24 protein-coding genes, 1 tRNA gene and 1 pseudogene are annotated in these 21,921 nt (G+C 64.7%); 8 read left to right on the plus strand and 18 right to left on the minus strand.

The window, feature by feature from the left end; all coding sequences use genetic code 11:
- The first annotated feature begins 179 nt into the window (after positions 1-179).
- Positions 180-599: a hypothetical protein gene (locus XW59_RS05235; protein WP_052957983.1), complete on the plus strand. Its 420-nt coding sequence runs from the start codon at positions 180-182 to the stop codon at positions 597-599.
- A 144-nt stretch (positions 600-743) separates the two neighbouring features.
- Positions 744-1,121 carry a YciI family protein gene (locus XW59_RS05240; protein WP_047143682.1) on the plus strand — a complete coding sequence of 126 codons (378 nt, stop codon included), beginning with the start codon at positions 744-746 and terminating at the stop codon, positions 1,119-1,121.
- 171 nt (positions 1,122-1,292) lie between these two features.
- Here the strand turns inward: XW59_RS05240 and XW59_RS05245 are convergent, their stop codons facing one another.
- The 14 genes and pseudogenes from XW59_RS05245 to XW59_RS05310 form a co-directional block, all read right to left on the minus strand.
- Positions 1,293-2,387 carry a D-alanine--D-alanine ligase family protein gene (locus XW59_RS05245; protein WP_047143683.1) on the minus strand — a complete coding sequence of 365 codons (1,095 nt, stop codon included), beginning with the start codon at positions 2,385-2,387 and terminating at the stop codon, positions 1,293-1,295.
- Between the two features lie 72 nt (positions 2,388-2,459).
- The gene (locus tag XW59_RS05250; RefSeq protein WP_047143684.1) at positions 2,460-2,921 is read right to left on the minus strand and encodes a hypothetical protein; all 462 of its coding nucleotides are present in this window, start codon (positions 2,919-2,921) and stop codon (positions 2,460-2,462) included.
- Between the two features lie 43 nt (positions 2,922-2,964).
- Entirely contained in the window at positions 2,965-3,417 is a 453-nt protein-coding gene (locus XW59_RS05255) for a hypothetical protein (RefSeq protein ID WP_047143685.1), read from the minus strand.
- A gap of 37 nt (positions 3,418-3,454) precedes the next feature.
- Positions 3,455-5,062: a carboxyl transferase domain-containing protein gene (locus XW59_RS05260; protein WP_047143686.1), complete on the minus strand. Its 1,608-nt coding sequence runs from the start codon at positions 5,060-5,062 to the stop codon at positions 3,455-3,457.
- Between the two features lie 10 nt (positions 5,063-5,072).
- Entirely contained in the window at positions 5,073-5,450 is a 378-nt protein-coding gene (locus XW59_RS05265) for a type II toxin-antitoxin system VapC family toxin (protein WP_246666004.1), read from the minus strand.
- A complete protein-coding gene (locus tag XW59_RS05270) occupies positions 5,447-5,785 on the minus strand; it encodes an AbrB/MazE/SpoVT family DNA-binding domain-containing protein (RefSeq protein WP_047143688.1) in 339 nt (112 codons plus the stop codon). The genes XW59_RS05265 and XW59_RS05270 overlap by 4 nt, the downstream gene beginning before the upstream one ends.
- Before the next feature lie 79 nt (positions 5,786-5,864).
- Complete coding sequence (locus tag XW59_RS05275; RefSeq protein ID WP_047143689.1) at positions 5,865-7,028, minus strand: isovaleryl-CoA dehydrogenase; 1,164 nt, start codon at positions 7,026-7,028, stop codon at positions 5,865-5,867.
- A complete protein-coding gene (locus XW59_RS05280) occupies positions 6,994-7,638 on the minus strand; it encodes a TetR/AcrR family transcriptional regulator (RefSeq protein ID WP_047143690.1) in 645 nt (214 codons plus the stop codon). Before XW59_RS05280 ends, XW59_RS05275 begins: the two co-directional genes overlap by 35 nt.
- Positions 7,639-7,799: 161 nt before the next feature.
- Positions 7,800-7,991, minus strand: coding sequence for a hypothetical protein (locus tag XW59_RS05285; protein ID WP_047143691.1), 192 nt, complete (start codon positions 7,989-7,991; stop codon positions 7,800-7,802).
- A 4-nt stretch (positions 7,992-7,995) separates the two neighbouring features.
- Positions 7,996-9,198 carry a zinc metallochaperone GTPase ZigA gene (gene zigA / locus XW59_RS05290; RefSeq protein ID WP_047143692.1) on the minus strand — a complete coding sequence of 401 codons (1,203 nt, stop codon included), beginning with the start codon at positions 9,196-9,198 and terminating at the stop codon, positions 7,996-7,998.
- A 330-nt stretch (positions 9,199-9,528) separates the two neighbouring features.
- On the minus strand, positions 9,529-10,641 hold the full coding sequence (locus XW59_RS05295; RefSeq protein WP_047143693.1) for a pyridoxal phosphate-dependent aminotransferase: 1,113 nt from the start codon (positions 10,639-10,641) through the stop codon (positions 9,529-9,531).
- An 84-nt stretch (positions 10,642-10,725) separates the two neighbouring features.
- Positions 10,726-11,901 carry a serine hydrolase gene (locus tag XW59_RS05300; RefSeq protein WP_047143694.1) on the minus strand — a complete coding sequence of 392 codons (1,176 nt, stop codon included), beginning with the start codon at positions 11,899-11,901 and terminating at the stop codon, positions 10,726-10,728.
- Positions 11,902-12,039: 138 nt separating this feature from the next.
- Positions 12,040-13,065 (minus strand): porin, encoded by a 1,026-nt coding sequence (locus XW59_RS05305; protein ID WP_052957984.1) that lies wholly within the window; start codon positions 13,063-13,065, stop codon positions 12,040-12,042.
- Between the two features lie 387 nt (positions 13,066-13,452).
- A pseudogene (locus XW59_RS05310) lies at positions 13,453-13,642 on the minus strand (DUF72 domain-containing protein); the annotation flags it as partial.
- A gap of 214 nt (positions 13,643-13,856) precedes the next feature.
- Here XW59_RS05310 and XW59_RS05315 point away from each other — a divergent pair.
- A tRNA-Ser gene (locus XW59_RS05315) sits at positions 13,857-13,947 on the plus strand.
- Between the two features lie 257 nt (positions 13,948-14,204).
- Here the strand turns inward: XW59_RS05315 and XW59_RS05320 are convergent.
- Positions 14,205-14,540, minus strand: a complete 336-nt coding sequence (locus XW59_RS05320; RefSeq protein WP_047143695.1) for an antibiotic biosynthesis monooxygenase — start codon at positions 14,538-14,540, stop codon at positions 14,205-14,207.
- Positions 14,541-14,663: 123 nt separating this feature from the next.
- On the opposite strand from XW59_RS05320, the gene XW59_RS05325 reads away from it, so the two are divergent.
- The 3 genes from XW59_RS05325 to XW59_RS05335 all read left to right on the plus strand — a co-directional run bounded on the left by XW59_RS05325 (position 14,664) and on the right by XW59_RS05335 (position 16,238).
- Positions 14,664-15,008 carry a helix-turn-helix domain-containing protein gene (locus XW59_RS05325; RefSeq protein WP_047143696.1) on the plus strand — a complete coding sequence of 115 codons (345 nt, stop codon included), beginning with the start codon at positions 14,664-14,666 and terminating at the stop codon, positions 15,006-15,008.
- Positions 15,009-15,216: 208 nt separating this feature from the next.
- Complete coding sequence (locus tag XW59_RS05330; protein ID WP_246666005.1) at positions 15,217-15,525, plus strand: DUF3955 domain-containing protein; 309 nt, start codon at positions 15,217-15,219, stop codon at positions 15,523-15,525.
- A gap of 173 nt (positions 15,526-15,698) precedes the next feature.
- Positions 15,699-16,238 (plus strand): AAA family ATPase, encoded by a 540-nt coding sequence (locus tag XW59_RS05335; protein WP_047143910.1) that lies wholly within the window; start codon positions 15,699-15,701, stop codon positions 16,236-16,238.
- A 240-nt stretch (positions 16,239-16,478) separates the two neighbouring features.
- Here XW59_RS05335 and XW59_RS05340 read toward each other — a convergent pair whose 3' ends face one another.
- The gene (locus XW59_RS05340) at positions 16,479-17,567 is read right to left on the minus strand and encodes an alpha/beta hydrolase (RefSeq protein ID WP_047143698.1); all 1,089 of its coding nucleotides are present in this window, start codon (positions 17,565-17,567) and stop codon (positions 16,479-16,481) included.
- A gap of 389 nt (positions 17,568-17,956) precedes the next feature.
- Between XW59_RS05340 and XW59_RS05345 the strand changes: the two genes are divergently transcribed.
- Entirely contained in the window at positions 17,957-18,886 is a 930-nt protein-coding gene (locus XW59_RS05345; protein ID WP_047143699.1) for a hypothetical protein, read from the plus strand.
- 53 nt (positions 18,887-18,939) lie between these two features.
- On the opposite strand, the gene XW59_RS05350 is transcribed toward XW59_RS05345, so the two are convergent.
- Positions 18,940-19,125 carry a hypothetical protein gene (locus tag XW59_RS05350; protein WP_047143700.1) on the minus strand — a complete coding sequence of 62 codons (186 nt, stop codon included), beginning with the start codon at positions 19,123-19,125 and terminating at the stop codon, positions 18,940-18,942.
- Positions 19,126-19,566: 441 nt separating this feature from the next.
- Between XW59_RS05350 and XW59_RS05355 the strand changes: the two genes are divergently transcribed.
- Entirely contained in the window at positions 19,567-20,655 is a 1,089-nt protein-coding gene (locus XW59_RS05355; RefSeq protein WP_052957985.1) for a porin, read from the plus strand.
- A gap of 200 nt (positions 20,656-20,855) precedes the next feature.
- On the opposite strand, the gene XW59_RS05360 is transcribed toward XW59_RS05355, so the two are convergent.
- Positions 20,856-21,755: an alpha/beta hydrolase gene (locus XW59_RS05360; protein ID WP_047143701.1), complete on the minus strand. Its 900-nt coding sequence runs from the start codon at positions 21,753-21,755 to the stop codon at positions 20,856-20,858.
- Positions 21,756-21,921 lie beyond the last annotated feature (166 nt).

A 21,921-nucleotide genomic window follows, 5' to 3' on the forward strand; every position in this document is an offset into this window, starting at 1 on the left:
GAATCTCGCCCCGGGGCCGGGAGGAGAGACGTTCCGGGCTTTATGCATCCGGCCGGCCGCGAGGGAGCGGTCGGCGGGTTCCGAGGACGCGGCGCCGGCGGATGGCCTGCCCGCGGCCGACGATCGCCTCGCCCGGTTCTGGCGGTCCGGCTGACGACCCCGCGTCAAGGAGAGATGCCATGCATGCGGCGAGCCACGTTTCGATGGAAGTTCACGCGGAGTTCGAGCGCATCGGCAGGCTTGAGCTGCGCAGGCTCGCCGACGAACTGCTTGGCGATCCCGATCCCGTCGTCGTCGACCGGAGCGTCCGCTTCGTGCTCGCCGAGACGCGGGGCCTCTGGCACGGGCGCGCCCGCGCCAAGATCTGCCGGCGGCTGAAGCATCACGGGCTCGGCCGCGCCCACCGCGACCTGCTGGTGGCCTGCATCCTGCGGCGGCTTTCGACGGGCGCGTTCTCGGAACAGTTCAAGGACCAGCTGCGCCTTGCGATGCAGCTCGATCCCGGCAGGGCGGCCGAAGCCGGGACGGCATGCCTGTCGAGCCCGAAACCGCATGTCCGCCGCTACGCCCGCTGGGTGCTCGGTCACGCGGACGGCTGATCGGGGCCGCTCCGTTCGCACGGGCTGGGAGGCTGCCGCCAGGCGCCGCCGGTCGATGGGAAGCGCGGACGATTGGCGCTGGACATCGGGAGCCATCTGCGGTGAATTTCGCTCCGCCGATGATCCAAGAGGAGGAACGATCCCATGCATTTCGCCATCCTTGCCTATCACGAGGAGGGAATAGTCGAATCCTGGAGCGAGGAGGAGGACGCGGCGCTGATGGACGACCTGCTCGCGGTCAACGACCGCCTCGTCGAGGCGCGGCATATGGGCCCGGCGGCCCGCCTCGGCCCGACCAAGGGGGCGGTGACGCTGCGCGGGAAGGGCGCCGGCGCGGTCACCGACGGCCCGTTCGCCGAGATCAAGGAGCAGTTGCTGGGCTTCTACGTCGTCGATTTTCCGACGCTCGACGAGGCCGTCGCCGCGGCACGCGACCTGCAACGCGCCAATCCGACCGCGAGCTATGAGATCCGGCCGATCCTGCTCTACCTGCCCGGCGCGCCGCTGGCGGCGAGCGGCTAGGTCGTTTCCGGGCAATCACTGAAAGGCCCCCTCCGGCCCTTCGGGCCACCTCCCCCGCGGAGCGGGTGGCGAAGGACGGGCCAGACAAGCGGCTCGCCCTGAAGGACAGCGTGGTTCATCTGGAAACGCCCTTGGTCGTTGCAGGTTTCGTCCGGGGTGCTTCTCCGGCCGTCAGGCCTCCCGGGCGGCGCGGGCGAGGCCGTGCGCGACCAGCCGGTCGATCACTTCGGGATAGCTTACGCCGCTCGCCGCCATCGCCTTGGCATACATGCTGATGTCGGTGAAGCCGGGAATGGTGTTGAGCTCGTTGACGAGGAAGCGCATGTCGGCGGTGACGAAGAAGTCGACGCGCGCCATGCCGTCGCAGCCAACCGCCCGGAAGGCCTTCGCGGCGGCGTCGCGGATGCGGTCCTCCACCTCCCGCGGCAGCTCGGCGGGCACCTTCAGCGCCGCGCCGTCCTCGTCGACATATTTGGCGTCGTAGCTGTAGAAGCCGTGGCTTTGCGCCGGCACGATCTCGCCCGGACGGGACACGAAGAGGCCGCCCTGCGGGTCTTCCAGCACGCTCAGTTCGATCTCGCGGCCGTCGACGAATTCCTCGGCTATCAGCTTGCGGTCATGCCGGAAACCTTCCTCGAGCGCGGTCTTGTAGTCCCGTTCGGTCGAGACCTTGCTGACGCCGACGGAGGAGCCCTGCCGGGCCGGCTTGACGAAGACCGGCGATCCCAGCGCGCTCTGCAGCTCGGCGAAGGCCGGCGCGGCGTTCGGCTGGATGGTGATCGCGCGCGCGACCGGCAGGCCGGCCTCCTTCAACAGGCGCTTGGCGACGTCCTTGTCGAGCGCGGCCGCGGAACCGAGGACGCCGCAGCCGGCGAGCGGCACGCCCGCCACCTCGGCGAGCCCCTGAACCGCGCCGTCCTCGCCATGGAGGCCATGCAGGACCGGGAACAGGATGTCGATCGCCGGCAATTCACGGGGCGCGCCGCCGCCACCGCCGGCGCCTTCGGCGGGGATCGCCAGCATCCGTCCGCGCCCGCCCGGCACCAGGCAGACTTCCGTGCCGGCCGAAGGCCTCGCCAGCGCTCCGTCCTCGAACCCGGCCAAGAGCCATCGCCCGTCCCGGGTGACGAAGACCGGGATGGCGTCGTATTTCGCCGGATCGAGCGCGCGCATGACATTGGTCGCCGAAAGCACCGAGACGTCATGCTCGGCGGAGCGCCCGCCGAAGAGCACGGCGATGCGAAGTCTGGTCTGGGAAGCGGCCATGAATAAGCTCCGAAAACGATCCGGCTGTCTCGATGCCCTCGCGGCGGGAGAAAGGCAAGCCCGGAGCTAGCGCTACTGCCATAGCGAGTGGTCGCGGTAGGAAAGCTCGACGCCATAGGCGCGCAATGGCTCGATCAGGTCGTTGCGGTCGGAGCTGCGAACGTCGAAATGCATGTAGAGCAGGTCCATGGCCGTGATGCGTATTTCCAGGCGCTCGTCGACCGAGGGGATTGCCGAGAGATCGGCGTCGAGCAGGCCTCCCAGGAAGGGGATGACCCGCTCGGCATCCCAGGTCATGACCGCGGCCGCGGCGCTGACGCGGACGTGGAGGGTCGGATGAGACAGCAATCCTTCGAGCGCCGACCGTCCTTCCGCCGTGGCGACCAGCTTGTCCCTGGCGCGGTGGGCCTTCAGAAAGTGGCGATTGGCACCGCCCACGTACAGATTGCAAACGGCTTCCATGCGCAGTTCCAGGTGGTCGATATAGACCGCGATCAGCTCGTCGGTGGAAAGGCTGGAAATTCGTCGAGCCATGGCTGATCCCTCAAGCTGAACGCGGTTTCCCTCACGATCCTTATCATGTCTCCCACTGCTTGCGGCGCGGAAGCTCGACGCCGTAGGCGCGCATCGGTTCGATCAGCCTGTCGGGGTCGAAATTCCGGATGCCGAAATGCTGGAAGAGCCAGCCTTCCGCCTCGACGCGTATGCCGATGCGCTCATCCACGCTGGTCTCTTCGCCGAGGCTCTCGACCAGCAGCTTGCCCAGGACGGGGAGGGCCCTGTCGGGCGCCCACGCCAGGACCTTCCCTGCGGCGCGAAGCCGCAAATAGGCGGAAGGGTTCCGCAGCATGTTCTCGAGGATGTCGCGCCCCTCCGGCGTGGCGGTCAACTGGCCCAGCGCTGCCCCGACCTTGAGGATTTCGCGATTTGCGGTGGGAACGTGCTGCCGGCGCACCGCGGCCTGGTATTTTTCCTGGTGCACGAGGAATTTTTCGAGCGCCTTGGCGGTCGGTTCAGAATTCGCGGGCATGCCCAAGCTCCTCCGGACGGCCATGGCTCGATGAACACTACATCCTGAACACGCCGAACTTCGTTTCCCTGACCTCCGCGTTGAGCGCCGCCGACAGGCTGAGGGCGAGGACGTCGCGGGTTCTCGCCGGATCGATGATGCCGTCGTCCCAGAGCCGGGCGGAGGAATAGAGCGGGTGGCCCTCGTGATCGTATTTCATGAGGATCGGCTTCTTGAACTTCGCCTCCTCCTCCGCCGGCCAGGTCTCGCCGCGACGCTCGATGCCCTCGCGCTTGACCATGGCGAGCACGGTGGCGGCCTGCTCGCCGCCCATCACCGAGATGCGCGCATTGGGCCACATCCACAGGAAACGCGGTGCGTAGGCGCGTCCGCACATGCCGTAATTGCCGGCGCCGAAGGAGCCGCCGATGATCATCGTCACCTTCGGCACCTGCGCGGTGGCGACCGCCGTCACCAGCTTGGCGCCGTCCCTGGCGATGCCGCCCGCCTCGTATTTGCGGCCGACCATGAAGCCGGTGATGTTCTGCAGAAAGACGAGCGGGATCCCGCGCTGGCAGCAGAGCTCGATGAAATGCGCGCCCTTCAGCGCGCTCTCGGAAAACAGCACGCCGTTGTTGCCGATGATGCCGACCGGCATGCCGTAGAGATGCGCGAAGCCGGTGACGAGCGTGGTGCCGTAGTTCTGCTTGAACTCGTCGAATTCGGAGCCGTCGACGACGCGGGCGATCACCTCGCGCACGTCATAGGGCTGGCGCAGGTCGGTCGGCACGACGCCGTAGATTTCCTCCGGCGCATAGAGCGGCGGAATCGGTTTCTGAAGCTTCAGGCCTATGGTCTTGTTTCGATTCAGGTTCCTGACGATGCGCCGGACGATCGCCAGCGCGTGCTCGTCGTCCATCGCGTAATGGTCGGCGACGCCCGATTCGCGCGTGTGGAGGTCGGCGCCGCCGAGCTCCTCCGCCGTCACCTCCTCGCCGGTGGCCGCCTTCACCAGCGGGGGTCCGCCCAGGAAGATGGTGGCCTGCTTGCGCACCATGATCGCCTCGTCGGACATGGCCGGCACATAGGCGCCGCCCGCCGTGCAGGAACCCATGACGCAGGCGATCTGCGGAATGCCGGCCGCCGACATGTTCGCCTGATTGTAGAAGATGCGGCCGAAATGCTCCCGGTCGGGAAAGACCTCGTCCTGGTTGGGCAGGTTGGCGCCGCCGGAATCGACCAGGTAGATGCAGGGCAGGTCGTTCTGCATCGCGATTTCCTGAGCGCGCAGATGCTTCTTCACCGTGAGCGGGAAATAGGTGCCGCCCTTGACGGTGGCGTCGTTGACCACGATCACGCATTCCTGGCCCTCGATGCGGCCGATGCCGGCGATCATGCCGGCGCCGGGCACCTCGTCGCCATACATGCCCCAGGCCGCGAACTGGCCGATCTCCAGGAAGGGCGCACCGGTGTCGAGAAGCTGGGCCAGGCGCTCGCGCGGCAGGAGCTTGCCGCGCGAGACGTGACGCTGGCGCGCTTCCTCCGTGCCGCCTTGCTCGACCAGCGCGGCCTTCTCGGCGATGTCCCCGACGAGCTCGCGCATGCGCTGCGCATTGGCCTTGAAAGCGTCGGAGGAGGGGGAGATCTGGGAACGGATGACAGGCATTTCTTCTCCCTTAGCGGATGAGTTCTATCGTGCAGCCGACGTCGAGGTCGGCCCAGTCGCGGTCCGCGGTGAACACGGTGGCGTTTTCGCGAATCGCCAGGGCGAGGCAGGCACGGTCCCCCAGTGACAGACCTTTGTGGCGGGTGACCGCTTGCAACGCAGCCGCGCCATAGGCGTGATGCACCGAGTGTTCCGCTGCGCGCAAGCCGAGCATTTCGAGGTCGTCGACGGCTTCCTGAAGCGCCCAGCCTCTTTCGAGCAACTTGGAAACGACCTCCGTGACATTCACCGTGGAGATGACGATGTCACGGTCTTCCGTGTCGAACCACTCGCCTCCCTGCTCGCTGAAGATATGCGCGAGGATCGCTGAAGAATCGGCGACGATCACGATTCACCCCACATGGCCCGGCGTTCCGCCAGGAACTCGTCGACCACGCTTTCTCCCGGTTCCTTTCGCTGCCTTGCCTTCTCCTGCACCCGTCGCAGCGCCATCCTGCGGGAAATCAGCCGCAACTCCCCATTCTCAACATGCGCCACCAGCGTATCGCCGGGCTTGACGCCCATCTCCTCGCGCATGGCGGCGGGTATGACGATCCGTCCTCCATCCGCCAGCTTCAGCTTCTCGCGGCGCGGCAGTTTGCGCAACAGTTCGTCGCGCAGTTCCGCGCTATAAGAATGTTGCGGCTGCTCCGCGAAGCCCTTCCGTTCCCGTGCCCGGCTCATGGAACTCGTCCTTCGTATGGCTGAAGGGAAGATAATGCCATAAGCGGAAAAACATGGCAAATCTGCCAATCAATGACATTCAAACGCTTTCACCCATCATCTCGCGCCCGATTAGCCAGCGCCGGATCTCGCTGGTGCCGGCGCCGATCTCGTAGAGCTTGGCGTCGCGCAGCAGGCGGCCGGCGGGATATTCGTTGACGTAGCCGTTGCCGCCGAGAAGCTGGATCGCGTCGAGGGCGATCTGCGTCGCCTTCTCGGCGGAATAGAGGATGCAGCCGGCGGCATCCTTGCGCGTCGTCTCCTTGCGGTCGCAGGCCGCCGCGACCGCGTAGACATAGGCGCGGCAGGCATTCATCGTGGTGTACATGTCGGCGAGCTTGCCCTGGACGAGCTGGAACTCGCCGATCGCATGGCCGAACTGTCGCCGCTCCTGGGTGTAGGGCACGGCGACGTCGAGGGCGGCGGCCATGATGCCGAGCGGCCCGCCGGAAAGCACGACCCGCTCGTAGTCGAGCCCGGACATCAGCACCTCGACGCCCTTGCCTTCCTCGTAGAGCACGTTCGCGAAAGGCACCTCGACGTCCTCGAAGACCAGTTCGCCGGTGTCGGAGCCGCGCATGCCCAGCTTGTCCAGCTTCTGCGCGACCGAGAAGCCCTTCATCCCGCGCTCGATGAGGAAGGCGGTGATGCCGCGCGATCCCATCGTCGGCTCCGTCTTGGCGTAGACGACCAGCGTGTCCGCCGCGGGGCCGTTGGTGATCCACATCTTGGAGCCGTTGAGGACGTAGCGGTCGTTCCTCTTGTCGGCGCGCAGCCGCATCGAGACGACGTCGGACCCGGCGCCGGGTTCCGACATGGCCAGCGCGCCCACCGCCTCGCCGGAACAGAGCGCGGGCAGATATCTTGTCTTCTGCCCGGGCGTGCCCCAGCGATTGATCTGGTTGACGCACAGATTGGAATGGGCACCGTAGGAAAGCCCGACCGAGGCGGAGGCGCGGCTGATCTCCTCCATGGCGACGACATGGGCGAGATAACCCATGCCGGTGCCGCCATGATCGGGGTCCGCCGTCATGCCGAGCAGGCCGAGCTCGCCCATTTCCTTCCACAAATGCGCGGGAAATTCGTTGGAGCGGTCGATCTCGGCCGCCAGCGGCGCGATCCGCTCCTTGGCGAAGCGGCGCACCGTCTCCCTCAGCGCGTCGACGTCCTCACCAAGTCCGAAATTCATCGTGTGGACGTACATTGCGTTCCTCCCTGTTCTCGCTGGCGCCGACGAGGCGCATGGTCATCTTGTGATAGGTGTCGGTCACCTCGGCGACCGACAGCCTTTCGTCGGGCCGGAACCAGACGATCACGCCGGTGATCATCTGGATGATCGCCATCGCCGTCAGCGTGACGTCCTCGACGAGGAAATCGCCGCTTTCGGCGCCATCCCTGAGAATCTGGCGCAGTTCCTTCTCATAGCCACCGCGCAGGCGCAGGATCTGCGTGAGGCGCCCGGCCGAGAGACTGCGCAGCTCCATGTTGCTGACATGGGTCGCGTGGCGGCGCTCGACGTGGAATTCGATGTGGTTGCGCACGAAGGCGGCCAGCCGGACCGCCGCATCGGCGCTCGACGGCCTCGCCGTCGACCAGCTTTCCGCCAGGGCTTCCATGTGCTCGCGCATCAGCACGAAGAGCAGGTCTTCCTTGGTCGGAAAATAACGGTAGAGGGCGGCCGCCTGCACGCCGACCTCGCCGGCGAGCTGCCGCATCGTCACGGCCTCGAAGCCGTGGCGCGCGATGAGGTTCACAGCCGCCTCGCGTATCGCGGCATGCGTCTTCTCACCGTCCGAGCCGACCGTCCGAGCCATGCGGATCCTCCTGCCGCATTAATAAAACGAACGTTCAATTAATTCAAGGCGAAGCCATCATCGCTTGCAGAAATTCCCGTCTGCGAGTGTGATCGAGGACGCCGCCGCCGTCAACGATCGGCTTCGCGGGATCTCGCCGCCGGAATTCCCCGCGCCACGCGCTATGAGGTGACGCGGCCGGGCGGCATCGGGACACGCGGCTCCGGCTCGTCGCATGCCGGAAAACCGCTTTGTCCGACGCCGTCGCGCGGCTTGTCGGCGAGGCGCACATGGCGCGGGCAACCGCAATCCGGGCCGTGGGCGGCCGGCGAAAACAATATCCGCACGGCCCATCTGATGTCGTCGAGCTTCATGCCGCTATCTTTCCCAGCGCGGGAACGGGTCGGGCAGGTCGCGCCAGCGCCCGGGCATGAAATCCGTCTCGCGGACGAGGCAGGCGTCCAGTTCGGCGCGGGTCCTTGCTTCGTCCATGGGGTCGCAGCCGATGAAGACGATCTCCTGCCGCCGGTCGCCCCAGATCGGGTCGAGATAGGGTTTCATGGCGGCCTTCCATTCAGGGTGGTCCGGCCATCGATATCTGGGAACCGACGCCCACCAGAGCCCGCGCTTGCCGGTGCGGACCAGCGCGCCCGCCTGGCTGATCTCGCCGACATGGTGAGGCCGTGTCGCCAGCCAGAAGAACCCTTTCGCCCTGACCACGCCCGGCCAGGCGCGGTTGACGAAGGCGTGGAGCCTCGTCGGGTCGAAGGGCCGCCTTTCGCGATAGACGAAGGAACGGATGCCGTACTCCTCGGTCTCCGGCACATGGTCCCTGAAGCCGTTCAGTTCCTTGAACCAGAGCGGATGCCGCTGCGCCTTCTCGAAGTCGAAGAGCCCCGTGTCGAGGACCTTGGCCAGCGGCACGCGGCCGAAATCGGTCTCCACCAGCTCCGCGTCGGGGTTCAGCGAGCGGACGATCTTGCGCGCGAGATCGAGGTCGGCCGGGGAGGTGTCGGACACCTTGTTGAGCACGACGACATTGGCGAATTCGATCTGCTCGACCAAAAGGTCGACCAGCGCGCGGTCGTCGCCGTCGCCGGCGACCTCGCCGCGGTCGCGCAGGAAATCCCGCGAGGAGTAGTCCTTGAGGAGATTGGCGGCGTCGACCACGGTGACCATGGTGTCGAGGCGGGCCACGTCGGACAGGCTTTCGCCGCTCTCGTCGCGGAAATCGAAGGTGGTCGCCACCGGCAGCGGCTCGGCGATGCCGGTTCCCTCGATCAGCAGATGGTCGAAGCGGCCTTCCCGCGACAGTTCCCGCACCTCCTTCAGCAAATCGTCGCGCAGCGTGCAGCAGATGCAGCCATTGGTCATCTCCACGAGCTGTTCCTCGGTGCGCGAAAGGTTCGCGCCGCCGTCGCGCACGAGGGCCGCGTCGATGTTCACCTCGCTCATGTCGTTGACGATGACCGCGACGCGCCGGCTCTCGCGATTGTTGAGCACGTGGTTGAGAAGGGTGGTCTTGCCGGCTCCGAGAAAGCCCGAAAGCACGGTGACGGGAAGGCGGGCGGATGGGGTCATGGGCTAGGCTCTCCAGGGATTTGAATCGCTATTAAATGTAATAACATTACAAATCAAGGCCTGTTCGGCGCCGGCTTCTCTCCTGCGGAGCGGGGTGAAGGACGCGCGGAGGAGGGCGTGGATCGCGCTCCTCTTGTGGGGCAGGGGGTGACTAGGTGCGTCCTTCGAGGCTCCCCTTCGGGGAGCACCTCAGGATGAGGGCGGTGGTTTGTCGAACCCACCGGCCGTGAACTCGATGCATGACCGCCCTCATCCTGAGCTACGAGCGAAGCGAGCCTCGAAGGGCGCACGATAAGTCCGGTGTGCCGGCCGGCGATCGCTAGGTGGCGGTCAAGCCGCGCGTGCTGCGGCCAGCGCCTCGGGCAGCATCTCCTCGAAGAGGTCGATTTCGCCCGGCAGGCCGGCGCTGACCCGGATGCCGCGGTCGAGCACCGGCGCCATCGGCTTGCGCACGAAGATGTCGCGCTCGATGAGCGCCTGCATCACCTTCATCGCGAAGGCGCCGTCGCCGCCGCAGTCGATGGCGACGAAATTGGTGGCGGAGGGGAGATGCGTCAGCCCGTTGGCGTCGGCGATCGCGCCGATCCGGTCGCGACAGGCCGCGACCCTGTCGACCACTTCCGCGAGATAGGCCTGGTCCCCGAGCGCGGCGAGCCCCGCCGCCTGCGCCATGCGGCTGACGCCGAAATGGTTGCGGACCTTGTCGAAGGCCCGGATCGTCTCCGTCTCGCCGATGGCGTAGCCGCATCGGAGGCCCGCCAGCCCGTATGCCTTGGAGAAGGTGCGCATCCTGAGCACGTTGGGGCGCGACACGTCGAGCGGCGGAATGGCCGAGGCCGGCGCGGTCTCGCCATAGGCTTCGTCGAGGATGAGCATCGTCGTTTCGGGCAGCGCCTCGATGAAGCGGCCGATCTCGCCCGCCTCCCACCAGCTTCCCATCGGGTTGTCGGGATTGGCGAGATAGACGAGCGGCGCATCGGTACGCCGGACCAAGGCGATGAGGCCCTCCAGGTCTTCCCGGTCGTCGACATAGGGTGTGGTGGCCAGTTCGCCGCCGAAGCCCGCGACGTGATAGTTGAAGGTCGGATAGGCGCCGAGCGAGGTGACCACCGGCTTTCCCGGCTCGATATGGAGCCGCACGATCAGGCCGAGCAGCCCGTCGATGCCTTCGCCGACGACGATGTTTTCCGGCGCGACGTCGAGATGGGCGGCCAGCGCCTGCTTCAGCTCGAAATTTTCGGGATCGCAATATTTCCAGACGTCCCCGGCCGCCGCCGCGATCGCCTCGCGCACGCGGGGAGAAGGGCCGAAACCGCTCTCATTGGCGCCGATGCGGGCGCGGAAGGCGCCGCCGCGCGCCCTTTCCTGCGCCTCGGGCCCGACGAAGGGCACGCTGGCGGGAAGCGACTGGGCGAGGGGCGTGAGGGAAGGACGCTTGGACATGTCGGTTCGGCCGTATGAGCGGTTTGTCGAAGGAGGATTAGCCTCGCGCGGCTCCGGATGGAAGATGGAACCTCGCCCGAAGCGTCAGCGAGCCTGGTAGGCCCGTGCGATCTGGCCGAGCATGGATATCTCCACCGCGGTCGCCGCGTCGTCGCTCGGATCGGGCCGCGAGGAGGTCTTGGCGAGGACGACCCGGCTTTGCGGATCGGCCCACAGCCACTGGCCGTGGATGCCGACGCCGCAGAAGCTGCCGCGCCCGTCGCCGACATCGTACCAGCACGACCGGTAGCGGCCGTTCGCGAACATGTCGGCGAAATTCCCGTCGATCCAGGCCTGCCTGTCGCCGTTCGCGTGCAGGTCGCGCAGCCATTCGACGGGAACGACCTTTTCGCCGCTCCGGTTGCGGCCGCCGTCGAGCACGAGCTGCCCCATGCGCGCGAGATCGCGCGTCGTCACGCAGACACCGCCGGCGGCCCTGGCGCTGCCGACGCGTTCGACCGTCACATAGGCCGCACCCCTGGCGCCCATCGGGCGCCAGAGCTTTTCGGCGAGGTAGGCGTGATAGCGCGTGCCGGTCGCCCGCTCGACGACGATGCCGAGCAGATCGGTGTCGGGAGAGGCGTAGTAGAAGCGCTCGCCATGTCCGCCGCCCCGGGTGGCGAGCGTGGCGAGAAACTGCTCCATCGTCTCCGGCGGGGAATCCCCGCGCTCGGGATTCCAGAGCATTGCCCGCCGGTAGCGGTCGAAGGCGCCGCCGGCGTCGAGATAGGCCTCGTCGAAATCGAGGTCGACGGTCATGTCGAGGAGATCGCGTACCCTGGCGTTCGCGTAGGCCGATCCGGCCATGGAGGGGACGTAGGTGGGAACTTTCGCTTCCGGGTCGAGCTTGCCCTCGCCGGCGGCGATGCCGGCGAGCAGGCCGGTCACCGATTTCGAGATCGAGAAGACGACGTGCGGCTTGCGCGGATCGGCGTGGCCCGCGACCCATTCGGCGATGATCTCGCCGTCGCGCATGACCACGAAATGATCGCCATAGGACCTTTCCAGATGGCCGATCGCCGAAATCTCGCCGCCGCCGGTGTCGCTCAGCGTCATTTCCGCCAGCGCCCCGATGCCCGGCGAGGCGGGCTCGGGTTCCCCGGGCTCCACGATCGTCGCGGTGGGAACGAATTCGGACACGTTCTGGAAGCTGAAGCGGCTGAACGGATGCAGGCGCCAGTTTTCCAGGGTGACGTCGGCGCGGGAGAAGGAAATGCTCATCTGTCGAGGCTCCGTCTGTTGCTGCCCGGACCGCCAGGGGCGGTCCGCCTCAAAGCGGATAGGCCGGCCGGCAAATGGCGGTCAACAAAAAACCCGGCGGTTTCCCGCCGGGTTCCGGAAAATCGGTTGGTGCAGCGCTCAGAACGAGCGCTGGAAGCGGATGCGGCCGTTCCAAGTGTCGTCGCCGTCGCCCGAAGTCGTTGCGTAGACGATTTCCGGCGTGATGGCCAAGCCGTCGACGGGCGTCCAGGGCAGGTTGGCGCTGAATTCCCACTCGTTCGTGTCGAACCACTGGGCCGTGCCGGAAAGGCCGATCTGCTCGCTGAATGCGACGCTGGCGCCGGCCAGCACCGACCATTCGGTGGCTTCGCCCGCCGGATCGGTGACGGTGTAGACGCCGATGCCGTCGTCGCTGGAATAGAAGCCGTGCAGGCTCGCCTCGATCCCGGTGTTGGGGACGTTGAAGCGGGCGGTGGCGCGGGCGCCCCAGCTTTCGCTGAAATCGTCATAGCCGGCCATCGCGCCGATCGAGCCCCAATCCTGCTCGTATTTCAGGCCGCCCTCGAAATTGGGCATCCAGTCTGTGTCCTCGGTGTCCTCCACCGCGGCGACGATGGCGGTGAAGCCGTTGCCGAAGGTGAAGGTGTAGCTGACCTCCGAGGAGAGATTGTAGGCGTAGCGGCCTTCCCACAGCGTCGGGCCGGCGAAGTCGAGGAAGCGGCTGTAGGGGCTCTCGGCGACGCCGACGCGCAGCACGCCGCTCGGCTGGCCGACCTCGATGAAGCCGTAGAGCATGTTGGTGGACTGGGTGTAGCCGCCGAGGTCGGCGTCATAGTACCAGTCGAATTCCATTTCGGCGAAGCCGCGCAGCGTGCCCCAGGCGGTCTCGGTGCGGACGTCGAAATTCGGAGCGAAGCGGGCGAGCTTGGTCATGTCGCCGCCGTACTCGTCGTCGCCGGTGCGCACCTCGTAGCGGAAGTAGCCGCCGATCTTCAGGCAGTTCTCGGTGCCCGGAATGTAGAAGAAGCCCGCGCCATAGACGTCGCAGACGCGGACATATTCCATCGGCTCGGGCTCGGGAATGACGATCGCATCGGCCGCGCGCGCGCCGGAAACAGCCATGACCGCCGCCGCCGATCCAAGAAGAAGTCCCCTCAATTTCATGGAAGTCTCCGTTGAAAAGAAATAATCAAGATGCCCGCAACTGGAAGCGATCGCGAACGCCCCGCAAATCACCCGATTTTTGTCAGCGATTTTCCCCGGTGTTTCAATATGATTGAGCTTAATTTCACCGGTTGCTCATGGAAGCCAGTTCTGCTGTTGCTAAAATGCTACGATTTGATGACGGTCAAATGTGCAATTTGCCTATTCTGCATTTTTCCTGCTCAACCTGCGGTACTTGCTGCACATAAATTGTTCAGGAAAAGTATAGGCTCCTAAGCAATAAGATTTTCCGCGATGGACAACTCAGGCGTGTCTTCGGACGTTTTGATTGCGTGCCTGAGGCGACGCGCCGAGCCTTTCGGCAAGCGCCGCCGAGTCGGCCGGCGCGCGCCAGCGGCCGAAGCTTTCCGGCCGCTGCAGGCAGTAGAAGGTGCCGTTGATTTCGATGGCGCGGAGGCGGCGCGCCCCGTAGGGGAGTTCCTGCCTGCGGGGGCAGGCTCTTCGGATGGAAGACGCCGCGCCAGCGATCGTAGGTCCAGCCGGAAATGCCGATCCGTATCCTGCCCGCCTTCGTCATCCTGCCTCCAGGCGCCGGCTCCGTCCCCATCTCAACGGAACTCGCGGAGGCATCGTTCCGTCTCGGTGTCGTCCGGCCGGCGTCCGGCGGTGGAAATGCGGGCGAAAGAATCCGCTCGACGGTACTGGCGGCCCGAAGCCGTCTTATATATATCCGGGCAACCGCATATCGCTTATTGATTGTGAGCACGGATTTCTTTATCCAGCGGTGCACCGGAGAGGTGGCCGAGTGGTCGAAGGCGCTCCCCTGCTAAGGGAGTAGAGGTCAAAAGCTTCTCGTGGGTTCGAATCCCATCCTCTCCGCCATTTTCCCCGATGACCCTCTATGGTCCGATATTGCGCCGGTCACCGCATCGCCACGAAATGGGATAGAACCGCCGACTCCACGCCGTAGCCCGATATATTTGGTGCAGCGATGGTGGCTTGCGACCTCATCCCCCGACGTTCGCGCCTTCAGTGCGAGGTGCCGGAAGCCTGCGTCGCCTCGATGAGGCGCTTGCCGATATAGCTCCAGGGACAGATGACGTCAGCAAAGAGAGAGATATTGATGTCATCCATCCGCGTCAGGAGTTTGGGCGTGGCTCAACCGCACGAGCGAGGGTGAAAGAGCGACGCTCGCCCCTGCAGGAGAGACCGTCCAGGGCCCGCCGGATCGCGGCCAGGCGTTCAGGTCCATCTGGAGCTTCCTCGAACCGAACGAAATCGGCCTCGCTCTTCCAGGCGACGATACTGGTAACGCGGATACCGTCGGTGCTTGCGAAGAACTTGGCATAGACATAGCCCTGATGATGGGCGACCCAGGTCCGCTGCACCTCCGCGAAGGCGTCTATTATGGCTTGCTGCGTTTCGGGATTATCGACGGCGTAGTCGATGATGGAGAAGAACGAGGCTGCTTCCATGGAGAGGCTCCTGCATATGGCTCGTGGTCATCTGGACTTACTATTTGTAAGCTCATATGTTTTTGCAAGAACGTACCTTGAGGTAAGCCCGTGGCTGGTCGCGATGCGGTGAAAGAAAGTCCGATGAATGCCGACTGTCCCTGCCGGACGGTCTTCGAGCATCTCACCAGCAGGTGGTCGCTGCTGGTGCTTGTGGCCCTGGGCGATGGCAGGTTGCGATTCCATGCCTTGCGCGACCGGGTCGAGGGCGTCAGCGAAAAGATGCTGTCGCAAAGCCTCAGGACGCTCGTTCGCGACGGAATGGTGTCACGCCATGTCGAGCCTACCATACCACCCCGTGTATCCTATGAGCTAACGCCGCTTGGAAAGGAAGTGTCGATGCCCATGCGGGCGATTTCGGATTGGATAGGCAATCGGATGACGGACATCAGGGCCGCCCAGGAGCGGTTTGACGCTGGAAGGATGTGACCGCTGCTCCGGGCGAATAGGGCGTGATTGGAAAGGCTTCGAACAATCGGACCGGGCGCGAAGTCTGCTCCTAGCTCATCGCGCGAAGCGACCGGCGAAAGCAGACATCACGGGCGACTGGTGGCATGGAGCACATTTATCGTAGAAAAGGCATGGGCTTGTCGCAGGCTGCGGCAATTTTTGCGAAAAACGGAGCGCTAAGAGCACCGTGGGCACAGTGACTGCAGTATTTTTGGCGGCGGCGATCGCCGTGCTTTCGTTAATGGCGTTTTGCGCATGGATGATCGTCCACGACAAGGCGCATCGGGTATGGTGGATCGTCAGCGCAACCCTGCTCGGGTTCGGCATCGCCTGTTTCATCGCCCTGAGTTTGATCGGGGCATATGTCGACGACGAGGGTATCCTGCGCGAACCATTTGCATTGATCCCTATCGGATATCTGCTGAGCTTCGCCGGCGTCCTGGGTGTCCTCTTGCGGATCGTCCTGAATCGTTTGCAGTCGAACGCCTCGAAGTAACCGGCTTGCTTCGTCGCGCAACTAGGGCTGCTTTTGGCCTGCCGGTTGGAGCCCGACCCCAGAACTGCCGGTCAACAACGACCCCTTCCGAGACGTTGAATGCGTTCGAACTATCATCTACGAGCTGCCACAACGCAGCAGTGCGTATCGAGTAGTGAGAAATATCGTTGAGCATCGATCACAGAGGTGAAATCCTTATCCTGACTGGAACCCCAGGAGCAGGCAAAACAACCACCGCCTCTGCTCTGGCAGCCTTGGACGGGTCGTCCAAGGTGCATCTGCATGCAGACGACTTCTGGCATTTCATAAGGCACGGGGCTATCCAACCTTATCTTCCAGAAGCGCATCACCAGAACGAGGTGGTGCTTGACGTTCTGGCAAACGTCGCAGCCGGCTATGCCAAAGGCGGTTACTTCGTCATCGTCGACGGCATCGTCGGGCCGTGGTTCCTTGAAGCTTTCGCAAAGATCGGCCTCAGCCTTCCTGTTCACTATATCGTGCTTCGCCCGGCCCTGGAAACTGCGATCGAACGCTGTCGCGACCGAGGAGGCGATACACTATCCGATCCCGAACCCATCACGGCGCTTTACCAGCAGTTCTCCGCGCTCGGTCCTCTCGAGCGGCACGTGCTGGCAACCGAAGGCGATGATCGAGAAAGCCTACTGTTGCGCGTGACGGCCGCGTTGGACAGTGATGCGTATCGACTTACCTGATAGTCAGCGGCGGCAATTCGAACGCGCTGTTTGCTTCCATCTCCATTCAGGAGGGCCAAGGCGTCCTCAACGCGTGCTTTTCGTTGCCATGACGCGGAATTGCGTCGTCGGCCAGGTCCATGCGCGTCCAAACCGCTCCGGCCGGGCCGGGGTCGCCCATGTGCCAGGCCGTGATTGCCGAGCGCGTGCCGCAAATGGCCGGGGCTGGGTTTCGCCCGCGCCCGGCCTTCTCGTCGGCGGTCAGGCCAGATTGCCGTTGAAGAAATCGGCGATCCTGTCGAAAGGAATCACGTCCACGCGGTCGTAGAGGTCGACGTGGTCGGCGCCGTCGATGATGACAAGTTCCTTGGGGTCCGCCGCCGCCCGGTTCGCGTCCTCGCTGAAATAGCGCGAGTGCGCATTTTCACCGGCAATCAGCAGGATCGGCCGCGGCGCGATTTCGTCGATATAGGTCAGCAGCGGCATGTTCATGAACGACATCGCCGAGGTCGCGGTCCAGGCCGCGGTGGAGTTGGGCGACCGCGGGTGGAAGCCGCGAGGCGTGCGGTAGTAATCGAAGTACATCTGGACGACGGGATCGGTGACGCCATCCAGCGTTTCGGGCAGAATCCGCGGGCCGGAAGCTGGAAAGCCCCGTTCGGCGTCGACCCAGCGCTGTCGGCTCATGTTTTCCAGCGCCTCGGCGCGTTGTTCCGCGGTGAGGCTGTCGTAATAGCCACGGGCCATCACGCGGGACATGTCATACATGCTGGTGGTCACGACGGCCTTGATGCGCTTGTCCGCCGCGGCCGCGTTCAGGGCCATTCCGGCGAAGCCGCAGATGCCGATGACGCCGATATGCTCCCGGTCGACCGAAGGCAGCAATCCGAGATAGTCGACGGCCGCGCTGAAATCCTCGGTGTTGATGTCGGGGGATGCAAGATTGCGGAACTCGCCGCCGCTCTCGCCGGTGAAGGACGCGTCGAACGCCAGCGCGACGTAGCCGCGCTCCGCCATGGTCTGCGCGTAGAGGCCGGAGGACTGCTCCTTGACCGCGCCGAAGGGGCCGCTGACCGCGAGTGCCGCCAGCCTCCGCTCGCCGCGGTCCTTAGGCGTATATAGGTCGGCGGCCAGGGCGATGCCGTAGCGGTTCCTGAACGTCACCTTGCGGTGATCGACCTGCTCGCTTCTCGGAAAGGTCTTGTCCCAATCCTCGGTCAGTTGAAGGCCGTGTTCGTTCGTCGGGGCAGGGGCCGGCCGAGCAGACGCGGAACGCGCGGCCGCCAATATTGCGGTGCTGGTAACGAGGGAACCCTGCATCATCGTTCTGCGGTTGACTGGGTTGTTCATCAAAGTGGCTCCTTGCCGTGTGGAGAGAGGAGAAACCCGGCCCGTGACGCACAGCGCGCCAGCCAGCCGAATGGATGAACAGCAATGTAACGCCGGCGATCCCGGGCGATTAGACGCCGCACATCGCTAGGGCTTATGGGCGCACGCCATGACTGGGCGGCCGTCAGAACCGAGCCGGGCTGGAGCCGTCAGAACGACGCCGAAGAGGCCGGAGGAGGGCGTTCCAAAAATTGAAATATTTTTTGGAACTATTTCAGAAAATAATTGGATTTAATTTCGAACGGATCGAATTTTTCTTTTCAATCAGCGCCAATCAAAAGTACAGTTGACAATATTTTTTAAATTGTCCTTCTTGCTCTACCTCTCGAATTTTCATCGGAGGTAGTTTCATGAAACATTTCGCGTATACGGGCTCCGGTCCGTATTGCTACTCCAATTCGCTCGCCATGATGTTCGGCGGAGATGCGCCAGCCACGGCTGTCATCGAGTTCGTCACGGGCAGTCCGTTCGGAATGCAGATCGTCGGCGGCACCCTGCCATTCTTCGATCCCTACGGGTGGACGCCCGAGGCGGGCGTCGACAACGCGCTCGAAGCGATGGGCTGGACCTCGACCCGCACGAGGGGCGGGAGCGCGGAAGAGGCGCTCCGGCGGCTCGTGGCGGCGCTTGCCGAAGGTCCGGCCTGGGTCGGCCCGGTGGAAATGGGGTGGCTGCGGCATCAGCCGGGCAGGAACGGCCCGATCGGGGCCGATCACTACGTCGTGGCGCTCGCGGTCGAGGATGGTCGGGTGAGGATGCATGATCCGGAAGGCCACCCCTTCGCATGCTTGCCGCTCGACGATTTCATGGCCGCGTGGCGGGCGCGGACCGTCGATTACGGCGAGCCCTACACGATGCGGACCGGTTTCCGGCGCGTGCGCGAGGTTCGTGAGGCCGACGTGATCAGGGCCTCGTTGCCCCACGCGGTTCGGTTGCTGTCGATGCAGTGCTCGCGACATCTGCCCGGAGGCACCATCGGCAACGGCGAGGCGGCCGAGGCTCTCGCCCGCACGGTCGAGAACGGATGCGACGACGACCTGCGTGGCCACCTGATTCATTTCGCGGTGCGTGTCGGCGCCCGGCGGCTCGCCGATGCAGCGACGTGCCTCGCGCGGATCGGCTGCCGCGAGGCATCGCAAATCGCGTCCGAACAGGCGCTGCTGGTCGGGGCGCTGCAATATCCGCTGACGGTCGGGCGCGATGTCGAGGCGGCTGCCATTCTGCGGAAGCTCGCCCCGACCTACGGCAGGCTCCTCTCCGCCCTGCGGGAATCCCGATAGGCCCTTGCGTTCCGCTGGCCCGCCGGTCGGGCCAGCGGCGCGGTCGGCTGCGCCTATCCTTCCGCTTTCAGCGTGCGGGCGATCTCCATGAGCTTCCCGCGATCCGTGCCGTGCTCGCGCACGAGCTCGCGCGCCTGGTTGGGAGAAAGGTCGGTGTGTTCCGCCAGATAGCGGATTTCGGCGTCGACGGCGCCATCCTCCTCCAGCCAATCGGTCTTTCGTTCGACGTCCTTGCCCATGGCGGCCTCCTGGTCACTATGCGTAGAGCAACTGCCCGGTGGCGCCGATGTTCCCTTCCGCCGGTCCGTCGAGGCGAGGGAATCAATGACGAATCGGATTTCGCCGATTGGTTGCCGATTCCGCGCCGCAACCGGCTTTTCACGAAGATTCGCGGCCTTCGGGGCGGGTCGGATGGGCGGTGGCAAGGCCCCATGGTTAACGAATGCTTTCCGCCCCTCCTTAAATCGTGTCATTTGTGCAACAGCGGATTTGGATAGAGCGTGCGCAATCCCCGGGGAACGGCAATCCTGGTTGAACGGCGCGGCGGCATGCGTATTGTCATGATCGAAGAAGGGGCGTTCACCGCGTCTTTTTCATAGTGGGGATGGGGCAGGGAACGCTGTCCTTCAGCAAAATAAGAACCCAGACCCGTACTTTAAACTTTTGACTGGAGGTCAGAAATGAACATCAAGAGCCTTCTTCTCGGCTCGGCAGCGGTAGTAGTCGCTGCGACCGGCGCTCGCGCTGCTGACGCGATCGTCATTCCGGAGCCCGAGCCGATGGAATACGTTCGCGTCTGCGACGTGTACGGCGCTGGTTTCTTCTACATTCCGGGAACCGAGAACTGCCTGAAGATCGGCGGTTACTTCCGTTACCAGATCACCGCGTTTGACGAAGCCTATGCCGACCGCATTGGCGCGCCGGAAGACGGCTATATCAAGCTGGCCCGCTTCGCTCCGAACTTCGACGTTCGCACCGAAACCGCCTGGGGTACCCTGCGCGGCTACGCCGAGCTCGAGTTCGACTGGGGCTTTTCCGGCTACGAGCGCTTCGACGACGGCAGCTATCGCTCTGAATACGGCCAGAGCACCAACCTGCTCTACGGCTTCATCGAAGTCGGCAATCCGGGCGGCGTGCTCCGCGTCGGTATGTCGGAATCGCCGTGGTCGCGTTTCCTCGGCTTCGGTCACTCGGGCTGGGTTGACAGCGGTAACTACGCCTTCAACCAGGCTGGTGAAGTCAGCTACACCTTCACCTCGGGCGCCTTCTCCGGTATCGTCGCTCTCGTCGAGGACGAGGAAGACACCAACTGGATGCCGAACGTCGAAGGCGGTCTGCGCTACGACTTCGCTGCCGGCTCGTTCATCGGTGTGATCGCCGGTTACGACGACTTCACCGAGACCTGGGGTGTTCGCGGCGTGGTCGACTACACCGCCGGTCCGTGGTACGCCGAGCTCGGCGTGTTCTACTCGGATCACGACGATCGCGAAGGCACCTACACCGTTCTCGACTCCGCCGGTCGTCCGACCGACTGGGCCGTCATGGGTGACCTCGGCTACACCGTGTCGCCGCAGGTTCGCCTCGGCCTCGCTGGCGAATACTTCTTCGAGAGCGAGACCTACGAAATCGGTGCTCAGGTTGCCTACAGCCCGTTCGGCAACAACAGCCTCGTCGTCAAGGCTGAAGGTCGCTACTACTCCGACCTCAGCGAAGAGCTCGACGATCAGGACGGTTTCGCTGGCTTCCTTCGCTTCCAGCGCGACTTCTAATCGGCTTCAAAGCTGATTTGAGAAACCCGGCGGGCAACCGCCGGGTTTTTTTGTTTAGGGCAGTTCAGGTTTTCACCGAAACACCCCCTAGCGGGCGAAAATCGTCGGATCGTTTCAGGTCGGAAGCGCCGGAGCGCGCTGTTCGCAGCGGCGACGTTCCACCTCATCCGGCAATGCTCCAGGAAGGAGCGGGGCCGGGATCAGCCGTGTTCGGGATCGGCCCGGTCCAAGAAGCGCTCGATCAGGCCCGGCAGGCCGCCCGTCTCCAGAAACGGCGCATGGCCCTGGCCTTCGACCTCGGCGGTTTCGATATCGGGATGGCGGCGCGCCATCTCCGCCAATGTCCCGGCCGCAAGCAGCTTCGAGTTCGCTCCGCGAATCGCGAGGATCGGCACGTGCCGCAGCCCATCGAATTGCGGCCATAGCGCCGGCAGCGGCTTGTCGAGATCGAGCATGGCGAGCGTGTTCAGCAGGGCAGGGTCGAAATCGGCGACCGGAATTCCCTCGTCCTCGCGGTAGATTGCCCAGGCCATGCGGCGCCAGTCGTCGTCCGAGAGCGCCGGAAACGCCTCGCCGTGAATCTCTTTCTGGATGGCTGCCGCCTCGGCGAAGTCGCGCGGTTTCCTCGCGTTCGAAAGATAGGCGCGGATCTGTGCCAGTCCCGTATTTTCCACCACCGGCCCGATATCGTTGAGCACGACGGCCTTGAGGATCGTCGGCCGCATCGCGGTCAGGACATGGACGATCAATCCGCCGCGGGAGGTGCCGATGAAGGCGGCGTGTCGGATGCCGAGGGCGGCAAGCCCGGCGAGCACGTCGCCGGCCTCGACGGCGACATTGTAGTTCCGCCAGTCGGGATCATGTTGCGACTTGCCGCGTCCCCGGTAATCGAAGCAGACGATCCGCCGCGGCCTTGCCGCGTTCCGGGAGAGATGGAGCGCGAGCGCGTCGAAATCGCGTGCGTTTCGTGTCAGTCCGGGCAGACACACGACCGGCAGGGCATCGCGATCGCCGCCGCCATGGATGCGGGCGTGAAGCCGCAAGCCGTCGGCGGCGGAATAATGGAAATCCTCGCCTTCGGTGCCGCCGAGCGATCGCATGCGGATTCCCCCCAATTTCCATCCCCAGCCTTAACAATGGGGTCGTCTTCGTCAGTTCGGGGCGAAGCCCGAACGGTTGGGGAGGGCGGGGATCTCGTGCCCGTGCCGCCTCACCTCGCGGTTCAGGCATGGCTTCCCGGGGTCCTCCACCTCACCCCGTTCGGTT

The sequence above is a fragment of the Aquamicrobium sp. LC103 genome (assembly GCF_001014615.2).
In the GTDB taxonomy this organism is placed as follows: Bacteria; Pseudomonadota; Alphaproteobacteria; order Rhizobiales; family Rhizobiaceae; genus LBCQ02.